The organism is Prochlorococcus marinus str. MIT 1214 (genome assembly GCF_027359355.1).
Classification (GTDB): domain Bacteria; phylum Cyanobacteriota; class Cyanobacteriia; order PCC-6307; family Cyanobiaceae; genus Prochlorococcus_B; species Prochlorococcus_B marinus_F.
Window position 1 is genome coordinate 363,607 of the sequence record NZ_CP114777.1, and the last position, 25,727, is coordinate 389,333.

The 25,727-nt window shown below is 31.6% G+C and carries 28 protein-coding genes and 1 tRNA gene; 17 read left to right on the forward strand and 12 right to left on the reverse strand.

The window, feature by feature from the left end; all coding sequences use genetic code 11:
* Positions 1-458 precede the first annotated feature (458 nt).
* Positions 459-532 (forward strand) — tRNA-Met (locus O5639_RS01920).
* Between the two features lie 122 nt (positions 533-654).
* On the opposite strand, the gene O5639_RS01925 is transcribed toward O5639_RS01920, so the two are convergent.
* Entirely contained in the window at positions 655-1,068 is a 414-nt protein-coding gene (locus O5639_RS01925) for a hypothetical protein (RefSeq protein WP_269624827.1), read from the reverse strand.
* A gap of 123 nt (positions 1,069-1,191) precedes the next feature.
* Here O5639_RS01925 and O5639_RS01930 point away from each other — a divergent pair, with 123 nt between their 5' ends.
* Positions 1,192-1,788, forward strand: a complete 597-nt coding sequence (locus tag O5639_RS01930; RefSeq protein WP_269624828.1) for a peroxiredoxin — start codon at positions 1,192-1,194, stop codon at positions 1,786-1,788.
* A gap of 18 nt (positions 1,789-1,806) precedes the next feature.
* Here the strand turns inward: O5639_RS01930 and ftsH are convergent, their stop codons facing one another.
* Positions 1,807-3,534 (reverse strand): ATP-dependent zinc metalloprotease FtsH, encoded by a 1,728-nt coding sequence (ftsH, locus tag O5639_RS01935; RefSeq protein WP_269624829.1) that lies wholly within the window; start codon positions 3,532-3,534, stop codon positions 1,807-1,809.
* Between the two features lie 172 nt (positions 3,535-3,706).
* Here ftsH and rpmF point away from each other — a divergent pair, with 172 nt between their 5' ends.
* Positions 3,707-3,886 (forward strand): 50S ribosomal protein L32, encoded by a 180-nt coding sequence (rpmF, locus tag O5639_RS01940; protein ID WP_269625504.1) that lies wholly within the window; start codon positions 3,707-3,709, stop codon positions 3,884-3,886.
* Positions 3,887-3,891: 5 nt separating this feature from the next.
* On the opposite strand, the gene O5639_RS01945 is transcribed toward rpmF, so the two are convergent.
* Both O5639_RS01945 and O5639_RS01950 read right to left on the reverse strand, forming a co-directional pair.
* Positions 3,892-4,221 carry a DUF565 domain-containing protein gene (locus O5639_RS01945; protein ID WP_269624830.1) on the reverse strand — a complete coding sequence of 110 codons (330 nt, stop codon included), beginning with the start codon at positions 4,219-4,221 and terminating at the stop codon, positions 3,892-3,894.
* A 3-nt stretch (positions 4,222-4,224) separates the two neighbouring features.
* Positions 4,225-4,971: an HAD-IA family hydrolase gene (locus O5639_RS01950; protein ID WP_269624831.1), complete on the reverse strand. Its 747-nt coding sequence runs from the start codon at positions 4,969-4,971 to the stop codon at positions 4,225-4,227.
* A 61-nt stretch (positions 4,972-5,032) separates the two neighbouring features.
* Between O5639_RS01950 and recJ the strand changes: the two genes are divergently transcribed.
* The gene (recJ, locus tag O5639_RS01955; RefSeq protein ID WP_269624832.1) at positions 5,033-6,922 is read left to right on the forward strand and encodes a single-stranded-DNA-specific exonuclease RecJ; all 1,890 of its coding nucleotides are present in this window, start codon (positions 5,033-5,035) and stop codon (positions 6,920-6,922) included.
* 4 nt (positions 6,923-6,926) lie between these two features.
* On the opposite strand, the gene psb30 is transcribed toward recJ, so the two are convergent.
* Positions 6,927-7,010, reverse strand: a complete 84-nt coding sequence (gene psb30, locus O5639_RS10705) for a photosystem II reaction center protein Ycf12/Psb30 (protein WP_071813363.1) — start codon at positions 7,008-7,010, stop codon at positions 6,927-6,929.
* Positions 7,011-7,294: 284 nt separating this feature from the next.
* Here psb30 and O5639_RS01960 point away from each other — a divergent pair, with 284 nt between their 5' ends.
* From O5639_RS01960 to fmt, 9 genes are all read left to right on the forward strand, one after another.
* Entirely contained in the window at positions 7,295-7,642 is a 348-nt protein-coding gene (locus O5639_RS01960) for a TMEM165/GDT1 family protein (protein ID WP_269624833.1), read from the forward strand.
* 14 nt (positions 7,643-7,656) lie between these two features.
* Entirely contained in the window at positions 7,657-7,950 is a 294-nt protein-coding gene (locus O5639_RS01965; RefSeq protein ID WP_269624834.1) for a TMEM165/GDT1 family protein, read from the forward strand.
* Positions 7,951-8,030: 80 nt separating this feature from the next.
* Positions 8,031-10,319, forward strand: coding sequence for an RNB domain-containing ribonuclease (locus O5639_RS01970; protein ID WP_269624835.1), 2,289 nt, complete (start codon positions 8,031-8,033; stop codon positions 10,317-10,319).
* Between the two features lie 10 nt (positions 10,320-10,329).
* Positions 10,330-10,938, forward strand: coding sequence for a flavin prenyltransferase UbiX (locus O5639_RS01975; RefSeq protein ID WP_269624836.1), 609 nt, complete (start codon positions 10,330-10,332; stop codon positions 10,936-10,938).
* Complete coding sequence (locus O5639_RS01980) at positions 10,935-11,489, forward strand: hypothetical protein (protein WP_269624837.1); 555 nt, start codon at positions 10,935-10,937, stop codon at positions 11,487-11,489. The genes O5639_RS01975 and O5639_RS01980 overlap by 4 nt, the downstream gene beginning before the upstream one ends.
* 73 nt (positions 11,490-11,562) lie before the next feature.
* Positions 11,563-12,105 carry a DUF2996 domain-containing protein gene (locus O5639_RS01985; RefSeq protein ID WP_269624838.1) on the forward strand — a complete coding sequence of 181 codons (543 nt, stop codon included), beginning with the start codon at positions 11,563-11,565 and terminating at the stop codon, positions 12,103-12,105.
* 207 nt (positions 12,106-12,312) lie between these two features.
* Positions 12,313-13,683 carry a TldD/PmbA family protein gene (locus O5639_RS01990; RefSeq protein WP_269625505.1) on the forward strand — a complete coding sequence of 457 codons (1,371 nt, stop codon included), beginning with the start codon at positions 12,313-12,315 and terminating at the stop codon, positions 13,681-13,683.
* A 2-nt stretch (positions 13,684-13,685) separates the two neighbouring features.
* Positions 13,686-15,074 (forward strand): TldD/PmbA family protein, encoded by a 1,389-nt coding sequence (locus O5639_RS01995; protein WP_269624839.1) that lies wholly within the window; start codon positions 13,686-13,688, stop codon positions 15,072-15,074.
* Positions 15,071-16,081 carry a methionyl-tRNA formyltransferase gene (fmt, locus tag O5639_RS02000; RefSeq protein ID WP_269624840.1) on the forward strand — a complete coding sequence of 337 codons (1,011 nt, stop codon included), beginning with the start codon at positions 15,071-15,073 and terminating at the stop codon, positions 16,079-16,081. Before O5639_RS01995 ends, fmt begins: the two co-directional genes overlap by 4 nt.
* On the opposite strand, the gene O5639_RS02005 is transcribed toward fmt, so the two are convergent.
* Positions 16,078-16,794 carry a TerC family protein gene (locus tag O5639_RS02005; RefSeq protein WP_269624841.1) on the reverse strand — a complete coding sequence of 239 codons (717 nt, stop codon included), beginning with the start codon at positions 16,792-16,794 and terminating at the stop codon, positions 16,078-16,080. The two genes, fmt and O5639_RS02005, sit on opposite strands and share 4 nt — an antisense overlap.
* Positions 16,795-16,881: 87 nt before the next feature.
* Between O5639_RS02005 and O5639_RS02010 the strand changes: the two genes are divergently transcribed.
* From O5639_RS02010 to O5639_RS02020, 3 genes are all read left to right on the forward strand, one after another.
* On the forward strand, positions 16,882-17,550 hold the full coding sequence (locus O5639_RS02010; protein WP_269624842.1) for a hypothetical protein: 669 nt from the start codon (positions 16,882-16,884) through the stop codon (positions 17,548-17,550).
* Positions 17,551-17,612: 62 nt separating this feature from the next.
* A complete protein-coding gene (mfd, locus tag O5639_RS02015) occupies positions 17,613-21,131 on the forward strand; it encodes a transcription-repair coupling factor (RefSeq protein ID WP_269624843.1) in 3,519 nt (1,172 codons plus the stop codon).
* Positions 21,132-21,148: 17 nt separating this feature from the next.
* A complete protein-coding gene (locus O5639_RS02020; RefSeq protein WP_269625557.1) occupies positions 21,149-21,397 on the forward strand; it encodes a hypothetical protein in 249 nt (82 codons plus the stop codon).
* 7 nt (positions 21,398-21,404) lie between these two features.
* Here the strand turns inward: O5639_RS02020 and O5639_RS02025 are convergent, their stop codons facing one another.
* The 4 genes from O5639_RS02025 to O5639_RS02040 form a co-directional block, all read right to left on the reverse strand.
* Positions 21,405-21,713: a TlpA family protein disulfide reductase gene (locus tag O5639_RS02025; protein WP_269624844.1), complete on the reverse strand. Its 309-nt coding sequence runs from the start codon at positions 21,711-21,713 to the stop codon at positions 21,405-21,407.
* Positions 21,714-21,765: 52 nt separating this feature from the next.
* Positions 21,766-22,416, reverse strand: a complete 651-nt coding sequence (locus O5639_RS02030) for an SAM-dependent methyltransferase (RefSeq protein ID WP_269624845.1) — start codon at positions 22,414-22,416, stop codon at positions 21,766-21,768.
* 149 nt (positions 22,417-22,565) lie between these two features.
* The gene (locus O5639_RS02035; protein WP_269624846.1) at positions 22,566-23,174 is read right to left on the reverse strand and encodes a DUF4335 domain-containing protein; all 609 of its coding nucleotides are present in this window, start codon (positions 23,172-23,174) and stop codon (positions 22,566-22,568) included.
* Positions 23,175-23,183: 9 nt separating this feature from the next.
* A complete protein-coding gene (locus O5639_RS02040; RefSeq protein WP_269624847.1) occupies positions 23,184-23,780 on the reverse strand; it encodes a DUF3038 domain-containing protein in 597 nt (198 codons plus the stop codon).
* A gap of 81 nt (positions 23,781-23,861) precedes the next feature.
* On the opposite strand from O5639_RS02040, the gene O5639_RS02045 reads away from it, so the two are divergent.
* Positions 23,862-24,380, forward strand: a complete 519-nt coding sequence (locus tag O5639_RS02045; protein WP_269624848.1) for an adenine phosphoribosyltransferase — start codon at positions 23,862-23,864, stop codon at positions 24,378-24,380.
* Here O5639_RS02045 and O5639_RS02050 read toward each other — a convergent pair.
* Both O5639_RS02050 and O5639_RS02055 read right to left on the reverse strand, forming a co-directional pair.
* Positions 24,377-24,586: a DUF2949 domain-containing protein gene (locus tag O5639_RS02050; RefSeq protein ID WP_269624849.1), complete on the reverse strand. Its 210-nt coding sequence runs from the start codon at positions 24,584-24,586 to the stop codon at positions 24,377-24,379. The genes O5639_RS02045 and O5639_RS02050 overlap by 4 nt on opposite strands.
* Positions 24,587-24,602: 16 nt before the next feature.
* Positions 24,603-25,715 carry an FAD-dependent monooxygenase gene (locus O5639_RS02055; protein ID WP_269624850.1) on the reverse strand — a complete coding sequence of 371 codons (1,113 nt, stop codon included), beginning with the start codon at positions 25,713-25,715 and terminating at the stop codon, positions 24,603-24,605.
* Positions 25,716-25,727: the final 12 nt, after the last annotated feature.

Here is a 25,727-nt window from a genome sequence, read left to right on the forward strand (position 1 = left end):
ATTAAATACTTGCTTTAATTAGTATTTACTACGCAACTCATAAGAATTATAATTCTTTAATATTTTCTTTCTCTTTGCTTTACAACATTTAGGCTTAATAGATAAAACTGTTTCTAATTTTTTTTTTAATAAAACAAGTATGCTAGTGCTAATTTTACTACTAGAAGAATTACAAGTATTTATATTCTTAAATTCATTAGAAGGTGGTGTAACTGCTTTATGAAATTGAGTATTTATGGTATGTGAAATTCATATTTCAAACTTACCCAGAAATCCACTTTCGGTATAAAAGCCAATTAACAGTCAAAAAAAGTTTAGATCTAAAGATTTCTTCCTTTGAAGACCATCCTGATTTAATATGGTGAATGTAACCATGATAAATCAGATTTGATTACTATTTCAAGGACTTTCTTCCTTGGGAGGCAACTAAATCTTCTATTTATAAAGGTTTCATTATTGTCAGTGTAGCTCAGCCGGTTAGAGCACAGCATTCATAACGCTGAGGTCGAGAGTTCAAGTCTCTCCACTGACATTAAGTTCAATTGCAGAAAAATATTAAAAAACACGAGTAATCTTTTTTTTAGTCAACTTAGTAAAATGGAAAATTTCTCATCAGTCTATTCTCAACTTTAAGTATATGTAATTAGTAAATAACTATTTCATATCTATTTGATTTAGGCGTTCTTTAAATGTTGATGTAGAATCATTCTCAAATGAATTATTACGAGGATTTATTTTAGTATCATTAGTGGTATTATTCTGATTTTTACTAGAATTATTATATATAGAGAAATCAGTTGCATTATTAAAACTCACATTTGATTTGTTCACAGTATGTACATTTATCTGATTAGGTATTTTGGGTGAAATTGCGTCTTGTTTGTGTGAGATATCTGATTTAAGTTTATTAACTATATTTGTATCCTTGTTCTGTATTAATGAAAGTTCCTTTTTATTCTTTAATGGATATTTTACAACTTCTTTTTTAAGCTGATTTAACAACTTAGAATGATTAGATGTACTAAATTTTTTAACAAGGGATGGATCCCAACTTATTGGATCATTCATTTTTATAGATTATTCTCGGCAAGATAGAAAGAGTAAGTTTCTTGGTCTTTACATGATAAATTATAAAAAGGAAAAGGGGAAGTTCACTACCCTCCATACCAATCAAAATACGCAACAAATTCCATGACGACAAATGAGTGCCTTAGGGTAGGAATGCAAGCACCAGATTTTTCTGCTACTGCAGTCGTTGATCAAGAATTTAAGGACATCAAGCTTTCTCAGTACAGAGGCAAGTATGTGGTTTTGTTTTTTTATCCATTAGATTTCACATTTGTTTGCCCCACTGAAATTACTGCCTTTAGTGATAGGTATAGCGATTTCAACAGTAAAAATACCGAGGTTTTAGGTGTTTCGGTAGACAGCAAATTTTCTCATTTAGCTTGGATTCAAACACCAAGAAATGAAGGAGGAATTGGTGATATTAACTATCCTCTGGTTTCAGATCTTAAGCGGGAAATATGCCAATCATATAATGTATTAAACGAAGATGGAGAAGCTGATAGAGGACTATTTATTATTAATCCTAATGGAATCATTATGCATTCAACAATCAATAAAGCACCTGTTGGCAGAAATATTGACGAAACACTAAGAATTTTACAAGCATATCAATACGTAGAATCCCACCCAGATGAAGTATGTCCTGCAGGATGGACTCCTGGTGATAAAACTATGAAGGAAGACCCAAAAGGAAGTAAGGAATACTTTTCAGCACTGTAAAAAAGACAATATCAATAACTAATTATCAGCAACGTAAGAGTTAAGTGTACTAATAATATACTCAGATTCAAGTGACTCATTGAGTATTAATTCATCAACAAGAATATCCATTAAGTCCACTTTATTTTCTAGTAGTTTGATTGCCTTATTAATACCCTTGTTTGCTATGGAAATGATTTGCTTGTCAATCTCCATACTAGTTTTCTGTGAATACTCTTTTCTGTTTTTCATAATATCCTTACCAAGAAAAATTGAATTTTTTTCTGAGTCAAATGCGATCGGTCCAAGATCCGAAAAACCGAATTTTGTAACCATTTGATTAGCCCAGAAATATACATTCTCAAGATCCTTTTGTGAGCCTTGCGTAACCTCCTTGGAGCCAAAGACAATAATTTCAGCGGCCCTTGATCCTAGTGAAATTACGATTTTGTTGAAAATGTAGTCTCTGGTTAATAGACCACTGTCTATGGTTTCCTCATTAGGGGTGAAATAAGTAGTTCCAGAAATATCTGATAATGACTTAAACAAAGAAACTTTTTCTAATTTATCTTGAGTAGGAATTAATAACGCAACTAATGTTTTACCAATAATCTGATAGGCAATTTGTCGTTTTTTGGTGCTATCGGTAAGAGGTTTAGATAATAATCCAAACCGAGCTTTTTCTAGAGCCTTATCAAGTTCAATATTACTTATGCTTGATTTGTCATTTCTAGCAGCATATATAGCTGCCTCATTTAGGAGATTTTGTAAGTCAGCTCCTGAAAAACCTGGAGTCTTTGATGCCCACTCTGCAAGATTAACAGAATCAGATAAAGGTTTTGTACGAGCATGTACAGACAAAATCTTGTGTCTAGCTTTTCTATCTGGAAGAAATATGTCGATACGACGATCAAATCTGCCCGGTCTTGTTAACGCTTCGTCAAGTATATCTGGCCTGTTCGTTGCAGCAATAACTATAACTCCGTTATTTGTTTCGAAACCATCCATCTCTGTTAAGAGTTGATTTAGTGTTTGCTCTCTCTCGTCATTTCCTCCTCCTATGCCAGCTCCTCTTTGACGTCCAATTGAATCGATTTCGTCTATAAATACAATGCATGGAGATTTTAATTTTGCAGTATTAAATAAATCTCGAACCCGTCCAGCTCCAACACCAACAAACATTTCGACAAATTCTGATGCGGATATAGAAAAGAAAGGGACATTTGCTTCTCCTGCTATTGCTCTTGCTAATAAAGTTTTACCTGTACCTGGAGCACCCACTAACAAAACACCTTTTGGAGTTTTTGCACCAAGGTCAATAAGTAACTGTGGATGTTTTAAGAAGGTTACTATCTCTTTTAATTCATCAGATTCTTCATTCAACCCAGCCACATCATCAAAAGTATATTTTCTAATATCATCTTCTTTTACTTGAGAAGATCGCCTAGAAAAGCTCTGCATATTGTTCAATAATTTAGATGATCTCCTAATTAAAAATGAAAGAGATAAGGTAAAAATCAATACGAGTCCAAATCCAGTAATAAAATTTGCTAATTGCTTATCAGATCTTATATCTTTTACAGTAAGAGGAACATTATATTCATTAGACATGCGAAGTATTTTCTGATCGTTATAAAATATTGGTATTAATTTTTGGTCTCCATTAATAAATTCAACTATTACTTCTCTTCTATTAGGTATTAAAATAATAGAAATAATTTCACCACTTTCAATATCCTTTAATAGTTGACTATAACTTTTACTCATTTGAAAATTAAATCAATTAATTTAATAGAGTTTATATATTAACTATAGTCAAAATGTTAGCTAACTTGAATTTATATAGAAAAAGAGACAAGAACCTATTTTTTCCTAAAGGCTTTTTGAAAAGTAGGTGCATGACGTTATAAACTATAATATTAGTAAATGGAAAGCAGAAATGGCGGTTCCCAAGAAAAAAACCTCTAAAGGTAAAAGAAATCAAAGGCATGCTACATGGAAAGGGAAAGCTGCTGTTGCAGCTGAAAAGGCTTTGTCAATAGGAAAATCAGTTCTTACTGGAAGAGCTCAGGGATTTGTATACCCTATGAATGAATCTTCAGAAGAAGAAACAGATTAACCAAGCTATGAACCAAGTTTAAATGCTTCAAGGATTAGTGCATAACTTGAGCCAATTCTTAAATTATCAATTGAACGTATCATTAATGATAATTGTTTATTGTTAGAAAATAACGATAAGCGAATAGCTAACTCCATAATTAACAAAATAATTAGGGCTAAGAAAATTGTATTAATTGATTTATCTAATAAAAAGGAAAGTAAGCTGTTGGTAAAATAAAAACCAGACAATAAAGAAAGAAGCAAGATACTTCTCTTACTCCATGAATCGCTGACGATCGGATTTATAACTCTAATTGAAGAATTTATAAATTTTTTAAATTGGGTGTTCTGCATTTTTTAATTGATAAGATGTGTAAGATATTTCACATCGACATAAGTACTTATTAAGTTCTTACCATAGATTAATTTTGATGGACTATCATCACCTCCAAGGCTATTTACACAAGCACAGGCTTTTTTAGAAATGTTGTTTATTGAAATTGGCCACGGGGGCAAAGTCAAAAGGCAATTAAGCCCTGCGGAATTTGCAGCCTCTACACCAATCGAGGAATCTTCTATGGCTATGCAATTAAAAACTGATTTTTTGCTTAATTGAATTGCTAATTTATAAGCCTCTGGAGAGGGTTTATGCTTACTAACATCTTCGTAGGTAATTATTTTAGAAAAAAGATTTAAATGTGAACTTATTGAGTTATATAAAAAAGGCTCTAAGGAATCTCTTCCACTTGTGGTAACAATGTATTGCTCAATATCGTATTTTGAGAGCTCATCAAAAAGTCTCAGGACACCTTCTCTCACTTTTATTTTTCCAGATTTAATTAAATTCTTGTAATGGAAACGCTTTCTAGTTTGGATTTTTGAACATTGACACTCACTTAAATCGCTTTTTATTTCGTTTCGATAATGGAGAATTCGGTTTAGACCACCTGATATCTTTAGAAGATCCAAATATTTGATCTCATTCCAGTTCCAATCCAAATCATAATCCTTAAAAGCTAAATTAAAAGCTATTCTGTGACCACACAATTCAGTGTCGGCTATTGTTCCATCGACATCCCAAAAAACCGCTTCTAAACTATGCATGTATTTTCTGTATATATTAAATCTAATTCTGAAAAGTATTAAATCAATATAGGATAAGCTTTTGCAAACAGATAACAATCAAATTACAAGATGGGTATTACCAAAGCCTGTAACCCAAAGGGAAATAGAAAATTGCTCTATAAATTACACCTTACAGAAAGTTTTAATTAGAAGGGGTATTGATTTAAATAAAGAATTAGATGATTACCTAACACCATCAGATCTGCCAAATCCTGAAGATCATTTTGGTGATTTAAATATAGCAACTGAAAGAATTATACAAGCATGTACTAAAAACGAACAGATTGCGATATGCGGAGATTATGATGCAGATGGTATTACTAGCACAGTACTTTTATTAGAATTATTAACTAAACTTGGAGCTAAAGTTAAGCCTTATATACCATCAAGGCAAGAGGAAGGATATGGATTGAATTTAAACATGATAAATGAAATTAATAAAAAAGAGATTAAACTAATTATTACTGTAGATAATGGGATCTCGGCGTTCGACGCGATTAAAAAATCTAGAGAACTTGGTATTGATTTGATTATAACTGATCATCACAAAATACCAGATATAGAATTAGATATATTTTCACTAATTCATCCAGAGAATAGCCCTACCAATTCTCCTTATAGATACTTGGCTGGAGTTGGAATTGCATATCTTTTAGCAAACAATATTTGTAATAAAATTAATTATGATATAAATAATACATCAGCTAATGTATTATTTTGTATTGGTACTGTAGCAGACATGGCTCCTCTTAAAGGAGCTAATAGAAAATGGCTTAAAGAATTTTTACCCAAAATAAATACAACAAGCAATAAAGGAATTAAATCTATTATTAATACTCTAGCAATTGATAAAGTTACCATCACTTCAGAGGATATCGCCTATAAGATTGCACCATTAATAAACGCAGTTGGAAGAATAGGTGACCCAAAACTTGTAATCGATCTTTTGACAAATCAGTCTTCAGACTCTTTATTAGAACTCACAAAAGAATGTTTCTCAATTAACAAACAAAGAAAAGAGATTACAACGTTACTACAACAAGAAGCCATGGAAATGGCACTAAGTCAATTTGAAATTAATAGAAAATTTCTTGTAATTACAAATAAAAAATGGCATCCAGGAATCATTGGTATCGTTGCTGCAAGAATAGTTGACAAATTTAATTTACCTACAGCAATACTAGCTATGGCTAAAGATGGTAAATTTAGAGGTTCAATAAGATCTAATAAACTTTTAAAAGTAAATCTGGCATTAGATGAATGCAGTGATCTTCTAATTTCTTATGGAGGACATTCCGCAGCTGCAGGTTTTTCAATTCAAGCTGAAAATATTCCTATGCTTGAGGAAAGGCTTAATAACATAGCCAAGAGACAATTTAAAAATAAAAATTTAAATGTGTCAATAAAGCCTGATGCATACATTTGTTTTTCTGAGATTAATCTAGAAATTTATAAACAATTATGTTTGATTGGCCCTTTTGGAATTATGAATCCTGCGCCAATCTTTTGGACTAGGAAATGTAAAATTTTAGATATTTACAATCTTAGAGGTGGCCATATAAAAATGACTTTAGATGATGGAACCTCGATCATAGAAGCAATTAAATGGAACCAAACTACAGACCTAAACAAAAATGATTTAATAGACATATCTTTTCTCATTGAATTAAATAGATGGAAAAATAGAAATAACCTACAATTAAATATTATAGACTTCAAGAAACATTCAAATATTGTTGAATTGCAAATACATAAAAGAGTTTATAGGTGTCATTCTACTAACAATAAGGAAATAATAATAACAAACTCAAATGGACAAACTATTTGCTCAGATTTATCAAAAAATTCTGAGAATCTTGATAAACAAAAATTAGCATTCGCAAAAAAAATTTTTACCTTTGCTGAAATTGCTCTTGGTCAAACGGCTTAGCCCTTTAAACGCCTCTTCTATAGAAGATCAAAGCAATGATTGCAGGTCCTGCAAGAAAGACTGCTACAAGAGGCAATAGGTTTCCCATGTCGTTTTAAATATTTTATTTATCCTACTAAACAAACTGACAATCCTTCAAATTATTTAAAGAACTTTGACTATCATCTTTACCAAAATGGATATTTTTTAGCAAAACACCACTTCTTCATCATAAAAAGAAGAAAAAAAAGTGATCGAATTTTAATGAGAAATCTCTTTTATATGGAAATAATCTTGCACAAATAGTGATTTTATTGATAAATTGAACTTTTAGATGTTATATATAGTGGATGTATAGGAATAAAAAAAGTTAACATCACTTAATTGGAAGTAATGGGTCAGCCTAAATCAAATTCAAAAATAGGAAGTAGTGGTGCAGAGGATTCTGATACATTTTTAAGCATATTAATTACATCTTTTAGCACAATTTTTTTGGCAGAGTTGGGAGACAAGACTCAACTTGCGACACTAATGCTTTCTGCGCAGTCTGGTCGGCCATTAATAATTTTCATTGGAGCAGCACTTGCTCTTATCTCAACTAGTCTTCTTGGCGTTCTAATAGGTAGATGGATAGCGAATAACCTTCCAAGGAAAAATTTTACAGTGGTTTCAGGAATAATTATGTTAAGTTTAGGTATATACCTTGTTACAGACTGTTTGATTGACTTTTTTCAAAATTAAAATCTGAAATATTTATGCTTCTAACACTTCTTTTTACAACTTTTGTCACTGTGTTTTTAGCTGAAATGGGCGACAAAACACAATTAACAACTATATCTTTGAGTAGTACAACTAATAATCCCTTAGCAGTATTTATTGGGTCGTCTGTTGCTCTTATATCAGCTACTCTTTTAGGGGCCTTGGCTGGCGGCTCAATTGCAAATCTTATCCCCGCCTATCTACTAAAACTGCTCTCTGGAATAGTATTCTTAATTATAGGAATTAAACTTCTGGGACAAAGCAGAGAATATTATGATAGTGATGCATAGTAAACAAACTTTATTTTTAAGAATATAGCCTTTTTTATTCAAAGACTTTATCAAATAAAAATTAAAATGTGCCTATTACTATGACTTCTGTTTTAAAAATTCTTGAAAGTCTTGAGAGAGAAGATGGTTTGGAAGTTTCCAAACTTGAGAAATCATTAAAACTCACTAAAAAGCTTGATAGAGATAATTTGCAGATAGCGATTAAAGCTCTTAGTAAGCTAGGTATAATTCAAAATACTAGTGACGAGAAACTGATTATTAACGATAATAATGATTTTATTCAAGGTAGAGTCCGTTGTAGCAGTAAAGGGTACTGCTTTGTAGTTAGAGAAGATCAAGGCGAAGATATTTATATTAGAGAAACCAATCTGAATAATGCCTGGCATGGTGATTTAGTAATAGTTGTAATAACAAGACAGGGTATTAAAAGACGAGCCCCTGAAGGATCTATTCAATGCGTATTAGAAAGATACAATGATAAATTACTTTCAAAGGTAGAATCTGATAAAACAACTGGTGAATTAAGGGCCTACCCCTTGGATGACAGGATTCCAGCAATTATTGATCTAGAAAGTGATAACGAATTTTGTAAAAAGCCAATAAATAAAGATCTTATATATGAAATAAAAATAAGTAGATATCCTATTGCTCAATTTAAAGCAAAAGGCTCAATAATTAGAGAGTTTTCAATAAACTCTGGAATTGAAGGTGATATTGATTTATTACTCTCAAAGAATAATATTTCCACAAATTATGAGGAACCAAAAGTATCTCCCAAAAAAGTTGCATTAAAAGGAAGAGAAGATTTGACGTCTCAACCTGCATTATTGTTTAGAAGTTGGGAATCTGCAAAGTCTCCATCACTACCTGCATTATTTGCAGAACCTTATGAAGGTGGTAATAGAATATGGGTTCACTGTCCAACTGTTGCAGAAAGAATAAATTTAGGGAGCAAATTAGACAAATTCCTCAAAGAGAAAGGTGAAGCCATTTGCCTTGGAAATGATTGGTTTGAATTCCTTAATGACTCGCTTAAATCAGCATCACAATTTATTCTAAACGAAAAATGTGAGGCAATCTCATTAAGGATAGATATTAATAGCGAAGGGAATATTGCTGATTGGGAATTTATTCTCAGTATCATTAAACCCGTAAATATTATTACACCAAAACACCTTAACGCTATTAATAATAGAAAACCAAATTCCAAATCTGTTCCTATTGCACTTAAAACTGTTAAGGAAAATCTTGAAGTAATTTACACCATCATATATTCTTCAAAATTAATTAATACCAGCAATAAAACAACTATTAAATTGGATGAAAACATACCTAAATTTGAGAGATTAAGTGAATTGCAGAAAACATATCCAGGTAGAGATTTCCATGGTTGGTCAAAGACTTTTGATAGCAATGACCCTCAATCAATAGTTGATTTATACATTAGACTTTCTAATAATATTCTTGCTAATCATTTAATTGGATATAAATTACCATTTATATATAAAGAACATGAAGAAATTGAATCATCATCTATTAATGAGTTAACCAAATCTGCTCTTACTTTAGATAATAAAGTAGCTGTAAATATTGATGGAAGTTTAACCGCACATGAGTTGATAAAAGCATTTGAATCAAGTACTGAAAAGAAAATCCTTCATAAATTAGTGAAACATATAATTCCCGGAATACATTTAAAACTTTATAAGTATAATCCGCAAGCAGAAAAAGAAGATATGAATTATGCCATTTCAACTACTAAAATTGAATCACCGTGGTGCTGTCCATCCTTAAATTACTGGAATATTTATAATCAGTTTATAATATGCTTACTCCTATCCGAAGGTAAAAATAAATCTACAAGTCGAAGTAAGGAATTAATTGAATTAGGTAAAATGAATAGCTGGCTTGAAGTTAATTGGGAGATATTTTCACAAAAGGTAAAAGATAATATATATAATAGTTCAAATTTACGGCTAATTCAGAATTTAAATGATATCAGAAAGAAGTCAAAATCATTTAGAAATAATATTATTGCAATAGCACAGGGTAGAGAAGCTCAGAAGATTATCGGTGAAGAAGTAACAGCAATCATCACAGGAGTTCAAAGTTATGGTTTTTTTGCTGAGATAGAAGATATAACTGCTGAAGGTTTAGTTCATGTAAGTACTCTTGGTGATGACTGGTATGAATATAGATCAAGACAAAACCTATTAGTAGGAAGGAAAAGTAAAAAGACGTATCAACTTGCCCAAAAAGTAAATGTTAGGGTATTAAAAGTTGACATCCTAAAAAATCAAATTGACTTAGAGCTTGTTAAGGAAAATCCTGCAGATTTGATAGGTAATAATGATAATGAATCTGAATGATTAACAATCAATGAATAGTATTGTTATTGCTATCACAGGTGCTTCAGCCATGCAAATAGCTGAGAGATCAATACAGGTATTATTAGAAAACAATCAATCTGTGGATTTAATACTCAGCAAAGGCGCATACGAAGTTGCCAAAAGTGAACGAAATATAAATATTCCTGTTGAACCGAACTCTCAACGAGATTTTTGGAGACAAAAACTCGATACTAAATCAGGCAAATTAACTTGTTATAGATGGAATGATCAATCCGCGTCAATTGCGAGCGGGAGTCATAAAACAAGGGGTATGGTAATTGTTCCCTGTTCAATGGGAACATTAGGGAGAATTGCCTCTGGCTTCTCATTAGATTTAGTAGAAAGGTGTGCCGATGTTCACTTAAAGGAAAATAGGCCCTTAATTATATGTCCAAGAGAATCACCGTTAAGTTTAATTCATATAGATAACTTAAAACGTTTAGCAATTGCTGGAGCATCAATTGTGCCTCCAATTCCTGCGTGGTATACAAATCCTCAAACAATTGATGACATAATTGATTTTATTGTAGTTAGATTATTTGACTCACTAGGCGAAGACTTTAATTATGTAAAAAGATGGAATGGGCCTAATAAATGAAATTTAATTATCTCCTTAAAGCTATCCCTTTTTTATCCACATTATTATTAGTAATTATATTAGGTACTAGCAATCAAAAAGAAGATACAAAACTCAGGATCCTTATTTGGAATACGCCATCTCTCACATTAGGTACATATCTTGCCATTTCAACAGGGACTGGTTTTATATTTTCTTACATTGTAAACACCTATTTTGCGAGCAACATTAACATGAATTTAACAAATAAAATTAAGTATAAGACTATAAATACAATCGACGAAAATAATGATACTTTTGAATCTAGTAAAAGTACTTCATATGATAGAACCCTAATAGAGAGAGATTTTAAAGATCCTAGCCCTACTATTAAAGCAAGTTTTAGAGTAATAGGAAAAACAGAACCATATAATAATAAATTTATAAAATATACTAATAAAAATAATATTGAATATGATGAATTAAATGAGGTAGATCCTGAAAATTATGAACAGGATGAAAAAAATGAATTTAATAATCCTGTAAAGGGAATTGAATCAGACTGGAATGATTCATCATTCTCAAGCTGGTAAACATTAATTTAGTCAATATTTTTAATCAATAATAACTCTTCAACTTTCTAAATTAATTTGCTAATATTTTTATATGAAAAATAAAAACCACTCAGACGAAATAGATTCGAATAAATTAACTGAATCTAAATCATCAGATTTGAAAACTCAAGCTATTGGCAATAAAATCGACACGAAGGGGCTAGCAAAACCACTATCACAACCCGAAAACCAAACTGACAATACTATCCCCCCAAAGAAAGCAGTCAAACCGCCCAAACTAGAAGATAAGCCTTTTGAAGAGTTTATAACTAAACATTTCATACCAGGCTTAGAGGCTTCAATACAAGAGAAAGGGATCGCAGTTAAAAATATTAAATTAATTGAAGGAGAAAGACCTGTAGTAGGTGGAAACTGTTGGATGGTTTTCTGTGAAATTTCCCAACAACGTCGGTTTTGGCTTTGTTTTACTAAAGAAATTATTACTTCAGATAAGACAATATTATTAGCTGAAACTAATACTAATCCCAGCATTGTTGAATCATTTCTAATAGATGAAAAAAAGACTACTTTACCTTTGTTAATTTCTAGAGTACTTCAAAGATTAAATGGCCAAAAATGGATAGGTGCAAATTGATTAATGTTATTTAAAATTAAGCAACTCATCATATTTTTAATTTACTTAATACAATAATAACAATATTCATTGCTTCTGAATATTCAAATACACAGTTAAGCCAATCAAATGCCATAATAAGAAAAAAAAAAATTGACTAATTCATTACTAACTAAAGATAGTGAGAAACTTCTATTTCATACTTTTGATGTCACATTAAAGCCTCAGATTGAAGAGTTATTATCGCTAGGTAAATCTGCTGGTGCAGATCTAGTTGAGATATTTCTTGAAAAGTCAGATAATATTTCACTTCTAGCCGAACAAGATGACATATCAAATGTAAGCCCATCATTTGGTATTGGTGCCGGTATAAGAGTATTTGCTGGAACAAAAGATGGTTTTGTTAGCACTAATGATTTATCCAAAGAAGGTCTTCTATTTGCTCTTAACCAAGCTTTAGGAATGCTAGGCCTGGTTATAGGCTCAAATAATAATTGCAAATTTGATGGATTAGGGTACTTAAAAGACTATGGAGCTAAAAAGAATGAGTGGTTAGATTCTTCCCCTAATCTAAATGAATCAACTATTAAATTATTAGAAGCTACTAGATCACTATCAGTTAAAAATAAAAACCTTCAAGTTAGAAGAGCAAGTTATTCAAGAAATTGGCAAGAAGTTTTAGTTGCTGCCACCGATGGAGTTTTTGCCAGAGACATTCGCCTTCATCAAACAGTAGGTTTAAACGTTATTGCTCAAAAAGATCACCACAGATCAACTTCAGCCAGAAGATATGGAAGTTCAGGCAATCCAGACGACCTTAGAAATTGGGATATTGAAAAAAGTTCGCTCGAATTGAATGAAAGTGCACAGAAAATGTTGTATGCAGAATATGTTGAAGCAGGTCAAATGCCTGTTGTACTCGCTAATAAATTTGGAGGAGTGATATTTCATGAAGCTTGTGGTCATCTTCTAGAGACAACTCAATTAGAAAGAGGGACATCACCTTTTCATGATTCTATAGACAAACAAATTGCTCACAAGGCTGTTAGTGCTGTAGATGAAGGTATTTCAAACCATGCTTTTGGTTCCCTTTCGATGGATGACGAAGGAATGGAACCTGAAAAGACTTTACTAATCGAAAATGGTATTTTGAAAAAATTTCTTTCTGATAGAGCTGGCTATTTAAGAACAGGTCATCCAAGAACTGGAAGCGGAAGGAGGCAAAATTTCTCATTTGCTGCGGCAAGTCGAATGAGAAATACATACATTAAACCTGGTAATTTCTCACCAGAAGAGTTAATAAAAAGTGTTGACAAAGGTCTTTATTGTAAATCGATGGGTGGAGGTAGTGTTGGACCAACAGGTCAATTTAATTTTTCAGTTGAGGAAGGCTATTTGATAAAGAATGGAGAACTTGATAAACCAGTCAAGGGGGCCACATTAATAGGAGAAGCAAAAGAAATTCTACCCAGAATCTCTATGTGTGCTAATGATTTAGATCTTGCAGCTGGTTTTTGTGGATCTGTCAGTGGAAGTGTAAATGTCACTGTAGGTCAACCCCATATAAAAGTTGACTCAATTACTGTAGGAGGAAGGTAAAAATGAACAATTCACTTACTAATCCACAGATAGGCGAGTTAGATCCAAAATTATTGAATACTCTTTTAAAAAGATTTAGTAACGATTCAGAAATTAAAAAATGGGATATGGGTGCCTCCTCAAGTAGAGATATTTCTGTTCAAGTACAACATGGCAATGCTAAACAACTGAAAGGTTCTCAAAGAAATTCAATGACATTGAGAGTATGGAATAAATTTAATCAAGTAGGCATAACTAGTACTTCTGACTTAACAAGTGATGGCATTCATAAAGCAATGAGAGGAGCAATTGAAGCGAGCCTTTTTGGAAACGAAAAAGAATCTCCAGAGTTTTCTCCATTAGCTAAAACAAAATTAGATGTAATAAACTCAAAAATTTCGAATCCTCATAGTATTGATGAGTTACTGAGAATTCTTAAATATGCTGAAAAACAACTAATAAATACGCATGAATCAATTGACTCCGTTCCATATAATGGATTGAACGAAAGTTATATGGAAAGGATATATATTAATAGTGACGGCGCTAATAGATATATGAAAATATCGCAATCTTCTATATATTTGTATGCAAAGGCGGAGGAAAAAGACAAAAAGCCAAGAAGTGCAGGGGCTATTAAAATTAATTCTAATTTAGAAGAACTTGATATAGATTCTTGTATAAAAGAAACATCTGAAAAGTTAATTAGTCATTTAAATTATCAATCTATAGAGACGAATAAGTATCTAATTTGTTTTACTCCAGAGGCCTTTATTCAATTAATAAGTGCTTTTAGTTCAATGTTTAATGCACGATCAATTATTGATGGAGTAAGTTTGATGAATAAAGACTCAATTGGCAAACAAATTTCTGTTTCTAATCTAAATATAAGTGACGAAGGTCTTCATCCTAAAAACGTTGGAGCGTTTTGTTTTGATGGTGAAGGAACACCAACACAAAATATAAAATTGGTCTCAAACGGTATATTAACTAACCTACTTCATTCAGAGGCTACAGCAAGGAGGTTTGGTGCAACCCCAACTGGGCATGCTGGATTAGGAGCAAAGGTGTCGGTTTCCCCCGATTGGCTAGTTATAAGCAAAAGTGATTCTGAATTCGATAAAGATGAAAACCTAAGTGTTAAAAATACACTCAAGGAATACATTTTAATTGATGAACTATCTGCGATTCACTCAGGAGTAAAAGCTAGCCAGGGTTCATTCTCCTTGCCCTTTGATGGTTGGATTGTTAATGATGGCAAGAAGACTTCAATTGAAGCAGCAACAGTTGCAGGTGACATCTTAAATGTCTTAAAAAGTATCGTTAAAATTGAAGATGATCAGACCGTTACACATCAAGGAATTAGTCCCCACGTTTGGGTTGAGAACATGTCCATAACTGGTGAAGCGTGAAAATAGTTTTTTGGGGAACGCCTAAATATTCTGCTGAAAATTTAATAAGCATCGTTAGCTCGGGACTTGATGTAATTGCCGTCGTTACTCAACCGGATAAAAAGCGAGGTCGTGGAAACCAATTGTCTCCATCCCCAGTAAAAGAAGCTGCAATGGAGTTAGGTATACCCGTCTTTACAACAAAGTCAATAACTAAGGATCAAAATACCAAAGACATTCTCAAAAAATTGAAAGCTGATGTTTATGTAGTCGTTGCTTTTGGACAAATTCTACCGAGAGAAATATTAGACCTACCAAAGCTGGGATGCTGGAATAGTCACGCATCTTTGTTACCTGTTTGGAGAGGAGCGGCACCAATCCAGTGGAGCATTATTAATGATGATGCAACGACAGGTATATGTATTATGTACATGGAAGAAGGGTTAGATACAGGACCCGTTATTGAACAGGAGGTAACGGTGATCAATGATTCAGATAATCTAGAGTTACTTACGAATAGACTTTCGAAAATATCCTCAAAGCTATTAGTTAAAGCACTTGAAAGGATAAGTCATACCAAATGTATTAATAAATCAACAATGCTAGATGAATTAAATGCTGTTGAACAGTCTAAATTAAATGGTAATCCGAGTTATGCAAGGCAAATTAAAAAAGAAGATTATCTAATAAATTGGAACAAGAATGCAAGACAAATCATAAAGAAAATACAAGGGTTATATCCAAATGCATATACTCTATATAAAGGTAAAAGAATAAAAATCCTGGAAGCTACAACAAATATTAATAACGATCAATTGCTTGAAAGTCAAAGTATAGATACTGAACCTACAGAAGATAACATACCAGGAGAAATAACTATGATCGATAAACAGGACGGCATAAAAATAATGACGAATGATTTTCCGATCCAAATTAAATGTGCTCAATTAGAAGGGAAAAAGCCAACAGATAGTTATACTTTTTCGGTTCAATGCAAACTTCGAATTAATAATATATTGGGTAACTAGAGATAATTAATATTATTTATTTTGCTTGAAAAGCCCCATAGAAAAAGGATTAACATAACTAAGAAGAATAAATATTCGGGAACGACTAATTGTGAGAATATTAATTGGAGGATTAACTTTATCCCAATAATGCCAACTGCAATATAACCTGCTTTTTCCAAATTTGTATATATCTCAAGCCATTTAATAAATAACCCAGAAGTAAAACGTAATGCAATAACTCCTATTATTGCGCCTGTTATAACCAATAGAAATTGATCACTTATAGCAACTGCTGCAGTAATACTATCGATAGAAAAAGCTAAATCAGTTACTGATAATAGAAGGATAACTTTTACTATTGAACTTTCAGTCTTTTTATTATTATTATTTTCATTAGTGGAAATTTCATTAATGGAGATAAGCTTTGATATTGATAGAGATATCAAATAAGTACCACCAATAAGTTTTACTGGCCAGAAATCCAGGATGAATTGTGCAGCAAGAATTACAAGTATTCTAAATATTAAAGCAATAAATATCCCTATGTTTAGTGATCTTTTTTGAAGATCTATATTATTTAAGTTCTTTGTTATTGAGGCTAGAGCTACAGCATTATCAGCAGACAATACGAGCTCTAACGAAACAATAATTGGTAAGAGAGGGGCTAGCTCAACCCATCTATCTATACCATCAAGTAAAGGAGTTAAGGATCTGAGAGATGCTGAATCCATTAAATTAAGAAAAAAAGAGCTATTTATTCTGCCTGTTTGGTATATGTTAACTCTAATAATTCTTATTAGGGTAAATTCAGAAGGGTTATGCGAATTGATTCAAAACTTTGCCATATATCCGAGAATAAGGCTGTAGTTCAAGTTATAGGATGGCATAATGACAAAAATCTAGGAAGTGCTTTAGCCGAAGGGCCCACAGTTGAAGTTGCCGAGGACAATGCAATATCAAGACTAAAAAAAAGGTTAAAGTCAGTCACAAATAATGATACATATATAAGTTCAATTAATGAAGAAATAACTAAATCTACATTGAAAGTTCAATTACCAAATAGTAATAAAATTGAGAAAAGTAATGTCAATCATGAACCGAGTGATTGGAGCAACGAATTAACTGCAATTGATTTAGAAATTCAACGTTTAAATTGGAGTCGAGATGATGAAATTAGTTTTCTAGAAAAAAAATTAGGATACAACAATCGAAACAAAATAACTAATTATAGTGATATTGTAAATTATTTAAACCTTTTAAAAAATGAGAACCAGCAAAAACAACATAAGGGTTTTGAAGTAAATATTAATAGTTTAATTGATGAGTCAGATATGATACTTAGGGATCTATCATGGGACAATATACAGGGAAGAGAATATTTACAAAAGGAGTTTAATGTTTCAACTAGGAAAGAACTTAATGAAAAACAATTAATCTCATTTGTTGAAAAGCTTAAATCAATTAGAAGTCAGTATCTACCTCATTAATACTTCTCAATGCGATAAACAAAATGATATAGTAATATGAATATATAAAGTAACGAAGAATAGTGTCTTTAGAGTCAATAGCAAATTATTTAGAAAATCATCAGTTAACAAATGAGTTGATTGTAAGAACAAATAGAGAAGATAGATTAATATTAACTGGAGCATCACGTACAGCAAAAGCATTAATTACAACTTCGCTTGCTAAAAAAGGATCAAAAATATTATTAGTAATAGTACCTACATTAGAAGATGCTACCAGGTGGTTTCCTCTAGTAAATGAATGTGGATGGAGCAAGACATGTTTGTATCCAACGAGCGAAGTATCACCATATGATTCTGTACAAGTAACCTCAGAAATCATATGGGGCCAATTGCAAGTTCTTAGTGATATATTAGAGTTGAAAGAAGATGAAAATATTGCAATAATTGCTACTGAAAGGTCATTGCAACCTCATCTCCCTCCATTTGAATATCTAAAATCAAAGTGTATTAAATTAAATGTAGGGGATGAATTAAACCTACGTGAATTATCTTTAAAATTAAGTGAATCTGGTTATATTAAGTCTAGTAATATTGATCAAGAGGGGACATGGACACGACGTGGAGATATTATTGATATCTATCCTGTTAGTAGTGAACTACCAATTAGATTGGAGTTGTTTGGTGATAAATTAGAGAAGATTAAAGAATTTGATCCAATATCACAACGATCATTGGATCAAATTGATAACGTATGTATTACACCGACAGGTTTTGATCCACTAATCATCGATAAGCTTTTATCAATTAAAGATAAGGATCTATCAATTTTGTTTTCGGATGATGAGTACTCTGAGTTAGTAAATTCTAATTCTTTAGAATCAGCAAAAAAATATTTAGGTGTTGCATTTGATAAGCCTTCATCGTTGCTAGATTATTTAGATGATAGTACATTTATTGTAGTTGATGAAAGGTTACAAGGTTTATCCCATGGAAATGCATGGTATAACATAGTTAATGAAAGTTATACGGAAATTATTACAAATTCAATAGAAAAAAAATCATTACAAGATATTTTTAAACCTAATCTTCATAATAAAATTAATAATATTTATAATTCATTAAATTCTTATCAAGGTTTCGATATAACCGATTTAGATGATACTACAGGAAAAGAAAATGTATTTAATATTTCTAGTAAAGTTCATCAATGGCTTCCTAATCAATATGGTAAAATAAGTCTTTCACTAAAAGACTATATAAGAGATAAATTTTCTATCTGGATAATATCAGCTCAACCTAGTCGTGCAGTTTCTCTCTTAGAAGAACATGAACTTATATCTAAGTTCATACCCAATAATACTGATCTATATGGTATTAAAAGTGTTATTGAAGACAATATACCTGTTGCTATTAAAAATACTAATGAGGGCGAAATTGAAGGGTTTTATCTTCCAGCTTGGAAAATTGCCATAATAACAGATAAGGAATTTTTTGGACAACATAATATTTCTAGTACAGGCTATATAAGAAGAAGAAAGCAGGCGCAGAGTAAAAAAATAGATCCTAATAAAATGAAGCCTGGGGACTACGTAGTTCATAGAAATCATGGTATAGGATTATTTCAGAATATCCAAAAATTAAATATTAATGGTGAATCTAGAGATTATCTTGTAATAAGATATATGGATGGAAAATTAAGTGTTGCTGCAGATCAACTTGGTAGTTTAGGTAGATATAGGAACTCCAATTCAAACACTCCCACAATAAGTAAATTAGGTGGTGCAAATTGGAACAAAATAAAGGCTAAAGCAAAAAAGTCTGTTAAAAAAGTTGCTATTGATTTAATCAAGTTATATGCAGAAAGAAGTAAAGAAAAAGGATTCAAGTTTCCAAATGATGGTCCTTGGCAAAATGAATTAGAGGACTCATTTCCTTATGCATTAACAGCTGATCAAGCGACCGCTACTACTCAAGTCAAATGTGATATGGAAAGTGATAAACCTATGGATAGATTAATTTGTGGTGATGTTGGTTTCGGCAAAACAGAGGTAGCAATAAGGGCAATATTTAAAGCAATTACATCTGGGAAACAAATAGCATTGTTAGCACCAACTACAGTATTATCTCAACAACACTGGAGAACTATTTCTGACCGATTTGCACCTTACCCTATAAAAGTATCATTACTGAATAGATTTAAAACATCTAGTGAAAGAAAACAAATCATAAGTGGCCTTAAAGAAGGAAAAATTGATGCTGTTGTTGGTACACATCAACTCTTAAATAAAAAATTAGTTTATAAGGACTTAGGGCTTCTAGTTATAGATGAAGAGCAACGCTTTGGAGTTAATCAAAAAGAGAAGATAAAAGAATTAAAAAAGAGTGTAGATGTATTAACTCTCTCTGCCACTCCCATTCCAAGGACTCTATACATGAGTCTTTCTGGTGTTCGTGAAATGAGTCTAATTACAACACCACCACCATTACGTAGGCCTATTAAAACTCATTTATCACCAATTGATAATGAAATAATTAGAAGCGCAATATCGCAAGAGATTGATAGAGGTGGCCAGATATTTTATATAGTTCCTAGAATAAAGGGGATTGAGGATGTAGCTGAAAAATTAAAAATAATGATTCCAAATGTTAAATTATTGATTGCTCACGGTCAAATGGAAGAAGGAGAATTAGAAAATGCAATGCTGGCATTTAATGCTGGAGAAGCTGATATTTTACTATGTACAACTATTGTGGAAAGTGGTTTAGATATTCCTCGAGTAAACACTATTTTAATTGAAGATTCACACAAATTTGGTTTATCTCAACTTTACCAATTGAGAGGCAGAGTAGGTCGCAGTGGTGTACAAGCGCATGCATGGTTGTTTTATCCAAGTAATGAGAAATTAAATGAGACTTCCAGGCAACGGTTAAAGGCCATAAAAGAATTTAGTGACTTGGGTAGTGGTTATCAGTTAGCTATGAGGGATATGGAAATTAGGGGCGTTGGAAATATTTTAGGTATTGAACAAAGCGGACAAATGGAATCTATAGGATTTGATTTGTATATGGAATTATTGCAAGAAACTATCGCTGAAATACAAGGACAAGACATTCCAACTGTTGACGATACACAAATAGATTTGCCTGTTACAGCCTTTATACCTGGAGATTGGATTACTGATCCAGATGAAAAAATAAACGCTTATAGATTAGCTAGTCAATGTGAAGATAATGAAGCTTTAGTTCAATTTGCTAGCAATCTGATCGATAGATATGGAGCATTACCAAAGGCAGTTGAATCACTAATAGAAGTAATGAAATTAAAAATAATCGCCAAAAAGTGTGGCTTTTCGAGAATTAAATTGTCAAAACCAAACGTTGAGCTTGAAACAATGATGGATGAGCCAGCTTTTAAGTTATTAAGAAAAGGTTTGGCAAACCATCTTCACGGAAGATTTATATATAAAAAAGGAGCTCGGCATTCAACTGTTACGATTAGAGGTCTTGGTATATTAGACAGCGACAAACTTTTAGATCAACTTACGGAATGGTTAAAATTAATGAATTCTGAAATAAGCACTCAAGAAATCCAATCATAAATTCTAAAAGAAAAGACATGTCAATTTTTCAATTGGTTGAAGAAGACGCTTCTAGATTAAAAAATTGCTATAGTCACCAAAATTTGGTTGTTATTACCTTGGGTGAAGTAATAGAAGTCAGTACTAACCAATATGGGCTAAGTCTTTTTAGCGGCATGATAAGTCTTTTAGCGTTAGGGATCTATACACTTTTGACAGTTGACCCAGGAAATGATGATGATGATTCCGACTCTGGAAGCGGTGGTTTGATGCAACCAGTAAATTAATCTGAAGTCAACCAGAAATTATTTTTGAAAGTCTTTCTCTAAAATCACCCTTAGCAATCCCCCCTTTTAATTCCCCAATAATTTTAAATTCCCCCTCAGGGTTATCAACTAATAGATAGGTCGGCCACCCCATACCTTCTTTTGTAGGATATTGTTTTAATAGTATTGGTCTATATTTTCTATAAACCATTGTATCCTGAAGTTTTACACTTATAAATTCAATACCTAATTCATTTGCAACCTTAGAGTCAAAGAAGCTCATCCTGTGACAAGTACCACAATCCTCAGAACTAAACTTAATTAGAGAATAGGGCATGAATAAATCCTATTGAGAACTAATTCTTATTATAGCTTTTAATAAAAATAGTTCAGTTATTAGACTTATTATTTCTTGCAATAACTGAAAAGAATGGATCACTATCTGCAGAATAAAACCCAAAAACCTTTTTAACTTTTGTTTTTTCATTGAATGTTTTTTCAACCCTCCATCCATTAGCATTAAGAACACTGATAACGTATTCAATTCTTTTTTGCTCTGATGAATAAGTCCAGATATTTGGAGCCTTGGTCCAGAATGCTCGATTAGTGAATGAGATTATCAATAATGAATCAGACTTGATAATCCTTGATAGTTCTAATGCAACTCTTTCAGGATATTGAAGGTATTGCCATCCTGCAACAATTAATCCAATATCAATGGAAGAATCTTCAATAGGGATATTTTGTGTCTTATTTAAATTTTGCACCCAGAAATTATCAAGTCTTTTATTAGAGATTAACTCAGCTTCATTCATTCCATGACCAATAACTTTTTTATATCTAATATTTGATGGTAAATGGCTTACCCAACTACTCATTAAATCTAAAATCACATGGTGATCACATAAATACTCTGAGTATAAATTCGTAAGTCTTGATCTAAATGGCTCACTGAGGTGATGAACGTATCTAGGCTGTTGATAAAAGATATGATCATCAGCAATATCGATTTTCGCTCTATCATAAATAGACAGTTTCATATAAACATAGATTTATGATAATTTTAGAAGATTTTTAATTTATTGGCGAATAAAAGAAAACTTTTTTGAAAAATATAAAATATTATATAATCAATCAATAAAATCATTGATAATTATTTTTATAATATTTAGTTGCTATTAATTTCATATTATTCAGTTTGCGTAAATGAGGGTTGAGAGTTATTAGTGTTCTCTCTTAACTCTATCTTATTATTTGTAGGAATAAATAATAACAGACTACTAGTAAATATAAAAATAATAAGAGCATAATAGAAATTAGAATTATTCTTAGAAACAGGTAAACTATTTCGTATAAGTTTCTTGGTAAAAGGTTTATCTTGATTTATGTTCCATCTAATATTAAATCTAGGATCATATCTTAAGAGATCGAAACATCTTGTTAAGTCTGACAATTCAGAATCATCTAAAATAATTTCTAAAGGCGAAACCCCCTTCTTTGTGCTTTTAAGTATTAATTTGTGACTAATACCGAAAGGAGATAGTGTCACAATTTTCTTATTAGATATGAATGTTTTACGAATTCCAGAGATATATGATCTTGAATATTTAAGTATTACTTGCATCAAATCATCAAGATGTTCCTTCTCTCCTTCTAACAGAGGTGAACCAATGATGTTCAATGTCCATGAAGATAGAATTCCTATAGTCTCTTCTGAATCTCCGTTTGAAACATCTGGCATCCCTGATAGTTCAAGGGAAGAAGAGTCTTGATCAAATCTATAAGTTAAATTAATCATTTATAAATACTATGATTGATAATACAATGATGCTTTTAATCGATTAGCCCCCGCCTTTCCACAGGATAGAGAGAGTATGACTAATAGATGTCTAAAAAATTCATTATTATCTTCGCTTAGTAAGGTGGAAATAAAACTACGTTGTATATTCATCCTTTCACGAATAAGTGACTTAAGACGTGAACTAAATAAATCCCATCTCTCTTTATTAAGTGTCTGTGATTCTTTTGAGGATAGTAATTGCCTAATAAGTGGATAAAGATTTTCGGCCATGCAAGATATAAGTTCAATAATGGAATCAATCTGTTCGGATGATAGAGATGTAAATGAATATGTATTCCTCAATGGGTTTGAACATCTCATTTTCCAAAATTCAACTCTACTTGAGTACTGATCAGGCAATCCAATATCTTTGGCCTTCAATAATAGGGAATCCGAAGCATTGATTTGCAGTGTTTCTATAACTAATATCAAAAAATCAAGTTTCCTCGGAGTATCACCAGAGATTACGCAATTTACAAAAGTCTTAGCTGAAGAAATGTTTTTATACTTTGAGCCACTATCAAGGTATTTATTCTGCTCAGCAACATAATTGGATTTGATCATACTTTAAATAATGACAGGACTTGGATGATTGGCTAGCTTTATTGTTAGTTTTATAAAACCGCACACCAATATTTGTAAAGAATGGAAAACTTAAAAAAATATATAAATGAAATAAAAGATTTTCCAAAAGAAGGAATTATTTTCAAAGACATAAACCCTATATATAAAGATCCCAAGAGATGGAATGAATTAATGTTGCCTTTACAAAAGCTAATATCTATATCTAAACCAGATTATATAGCTGGCATAGAATCTAGGGGATTTATATCTGCATCTGCTTTAGCCTTTAAACTTGAACTTGGTTTTATTCCAATTAGAAAACCAAACAAATTACCAGGGAGAGTAATAGGTATTAATTACAAACTTGAATATGGCGAAGATAGATTAGAAATACAGCAGAATTCATTTGAAAAAGAAAGCAAAATCATCGTTATTGATGATTTGCTTGCGACAGGAGGAACTGCAAGTGCCGCAGGTAAGTTGATCACCAAGGCAGGTGGAAATTTAATCGGATACGCTTTTCTAGTCGAGCTAACAAAACTGAATGGTAGAAATAATTTAGATTGTAAATTATTGGTAGAAAGCCTAATAAAATATTAATTTTCCTTTAACCACAAAAGTATTATCTGTAGTTGTTTGATAGTTATCAAACCATAACTCCTCATGACGATAGGTAATGGAGAATTCTCCAAAGAAGATCTTTTTACACCTAATTCCAATGCGCTTTGACTTATGCCAAGTTTGTCAATAATAAAATTGCACAATTCGTCTGAAGGTGGATTAATAGAATTAGTAGTATATATCATTTATAAATAAGACAGCTTAAATTCCATTAGTCATTATATTAAGAATAAATTTTCTAGTTAATGCAGATTTTTTTAAAACAAAGAATATAAATAATCTAGGTATTAGGAAAATATTAAAATTACTCCGAGAATATCTAACCAAAATGTCTGTAAATAAAGAGATAGATATAACATCAATTAATCTAGATACTGAATATAGTAAGGGAATAATACTATGATTATTCTTTAACAGTGGTATGGAAATCAATCTAGAAAGGCAATCAACATCTCGCCAACATAGATTCAACCCTTGTCCTCCTACAGGATGAAACTTGTGAGCTGTTTCACCTAAATAAATATATTTTCCAGAAAAAAATGAATAATTAATAAGAAAATTTATCGGAAACGATTGAGGTTCATCAATAATAGTATCTGGCTCAATACCATATGGAAGGATTGTTGATAAATAATCTAGAAACATTGACTTTGATAAGCTCATATTGTAATTACCTTTTTTTATTGATTGACTACAAATGATTTGAAATAGATCACCACCAAGAGGTAAAACAGCAAATGGCCCTTCCGAGTTTAGGATTTCAAATGCTTCATTAGATTTAACTCCTCTTAATAGAACCTTAGTGGTTATACACATTTGATCATAGTTAAAATTAAAAGAAGGCGTTTTAAGTTTCTTCTTAGTATTTGAAGTTGACCCATCTGCTGCTATAATTATCTCATAATTGTTTGTATTAGGTATAACAGATGTAGGGATTTTATTAATTTTATCAATGTCAGATATAAATTCTAAAATTGCTAACATGATATTTTTATGTTCAGCAATCCAACCTACAGCCGCGTATTTTTGGTCTATAGTTTTTAAATCATTAATAAGAAATTGAAACTTTTTATTTAATTCATAATCGATTACATTTAAATATTGAAAAGGAACTAGATGCGATACTAAGACAGACCATAATCCAATTTTTTGCAATAACTTTCTAGATGAATGTGTTATCGCGTATGTTCGATCTCGATTAATAAGTTCTTCGTCAGATAATCTTTCATATAGGTCTACTCTACAGCCAGCATTTGCTAATGATATTGCTGCTAATGATCCAGTTAATCCAGAACCAATAATTGCTACATTCATAAGAACTATTAT

Bases quoted from the DNA above. Each gene is read 5' to 3' on its own strand.
- O5639_RS01925 (WP_269624827.1), bottom strand. From the start codon at position 1,068: ATGAATGATCCAATAAGTTGGGATCCATCCCTTGTTAAAAAATTTAGT.
- O5639_RS01930 (WP_269624828.1), top strand. From the start codon at position 1,192: ATGACGACAAATGAGTGCCTTAGGGTAGGAATGCAAGCACCAGATTTT.
- ftsH (WP_269624829.1), bottom strand. From the start codon at position 3,534: ATGAGTAAAAGTTATAGTCAACTATTAAAGGATATTGAAAGTGGTGAA.
- rpmF (WP_269625504.1), top strand. From the start codon at position 3,707: ATGGCGGTTCCCAAGAAAAAAACCTCTAAAGGTAAAAGAAATCAAAGG.
- O5639_RS01945 (WP_269624830.1), bottom strand. From the start codon at position 4,221: ATGCAGAACACCCAATTTAAAAAATTTATAAATTCTTCAATTAGAGTT.
- O5639_RS01950 (WP_269624831.1), bottom strand. From the start codon at position 4,971: ATGCATAGTTTAGAAGCGGTTTTTTGGGATGTCGATGGAACAATAGCC.
- psb30 (WP_071813363.1), bottom strand. From the start codon at position 7,010: ATGGGAAACCTATTGCCTCTTGTAGCAGTCTTTCTTGCAGGACCTGCA.
- O5639_RS01960 (WP_269624833.1), top strand. From the start codon at position 7,295: ATGGGTCAGCCTAAATCAAATTCAAAAATAGGAAGTAGTGGTGCAGAG.
- O5639_RS01965 (WP_269624834.1), top strand. From the start codon at position 7,657: ATGCTTCTAACACTTCTTTTTACAACTTTTGTCACTGTGTTTTTAGCT.
- O5639_RS01970 (WP_269624835.1), top strand. From the start codon at position 8,031: ATGACTTCTGTTTTAAAAATTCTTGAAAGTCTTGAGAGAGAAGATGGT.
- O5639_RS01975 (WP_269624836.1), top strand. From the start codon at position 10,330: ATGAATAGTATTGTTATTGCTATCACAGGTGCTTCAGCCATGCAAATA.
- O5639_RS01980 (WP_269624837.1), top strand. From the start codon at position 10,935: ATGAAATTTAATTATCTCCTTAAAGCTATCCCTTTTTTATCCACATTA.
- O5639_RS01985 (WP_269624838.1), top strand. From the start codon at position 11,563: ATGAAAAATAAAAACCACTCAGACGAAATAGATTCGAATAAATTAACT.
- O5639_RS01995 (WP_269624839.1), top strand. From the start codon at position 13,686: ATGAACAATTCACTTACTAATCCACAGATAGGCGAGTTAGATCCAAAA.
- O5639_RS02005 (WP_269624841.1), bottom strand. From the start codon at position 16,794: ATGGATTCAGCATCTCTCAGATCCTTAACTCCTTTACTTGATGGTATA.
- O5639_RS02010 (WP_269624842.1), top strand. From the start codon at position 16,882: ATGCGAATTGATTCAAAACTTTGCCATATATCCGAGAATAAGGCTGTA.
- O5639_RS02020 (WP_269625557.1), top strand. From the start codon at position 21,149: ATGTCAATTTTTCAATTGGTTGAAGAAGACGCTTCTAGATTAAAAAAT.
- O5639_RS02025 (WP_269624844.1), bottom strand. From the start codon at position 21,713: ATGCCCTATTCTCTAATTAAGTTTAGTTCTGAGGATTGTGGTACTTGT.
- O5639_RS02030 (WP_269624845.1), bottom strand. From the start codon at position 22,416: ATGAAACTGTCTATTTATGATAGAGCGAAAATCGATATTGCTGATGAT.
- O5639_RS02035 (WP_269624846.1), bottom strand. From the start codon at position 23,174: ATGATTAATTTAACTTATAGATTTGATCAAGACTCTTCTTCCCTTGAA.
- O5639_RS02040 (WP_269624847.1), bottom strand. From the start codon at position 23,780: ATGATCAAATCCAATTATGTTGCTGAGCAGAATAAATACCTTGATAGT.
- O5639_RS02045 (WP_269624848.1), top strand. From the start codon at position 23,862: ATGGAAAACTTAAAAAAATATATAAATGAAATAAAAGATTTTCCAAAA.
- O5639_RS02050 (WP_269624849.1), bottom strand. From the start codon at position 24,586: ATGATATATACTACTAATTCTATTAATCCACCTTCAGACGAATTGTGC.
- O5639_RS02055 (WP_269624850.1), bottom strand. From the start codon at position 25,715: ATGAATGTAGCAATTATTGGTTCTGGATTAACTGGATCATTAGCAGCA.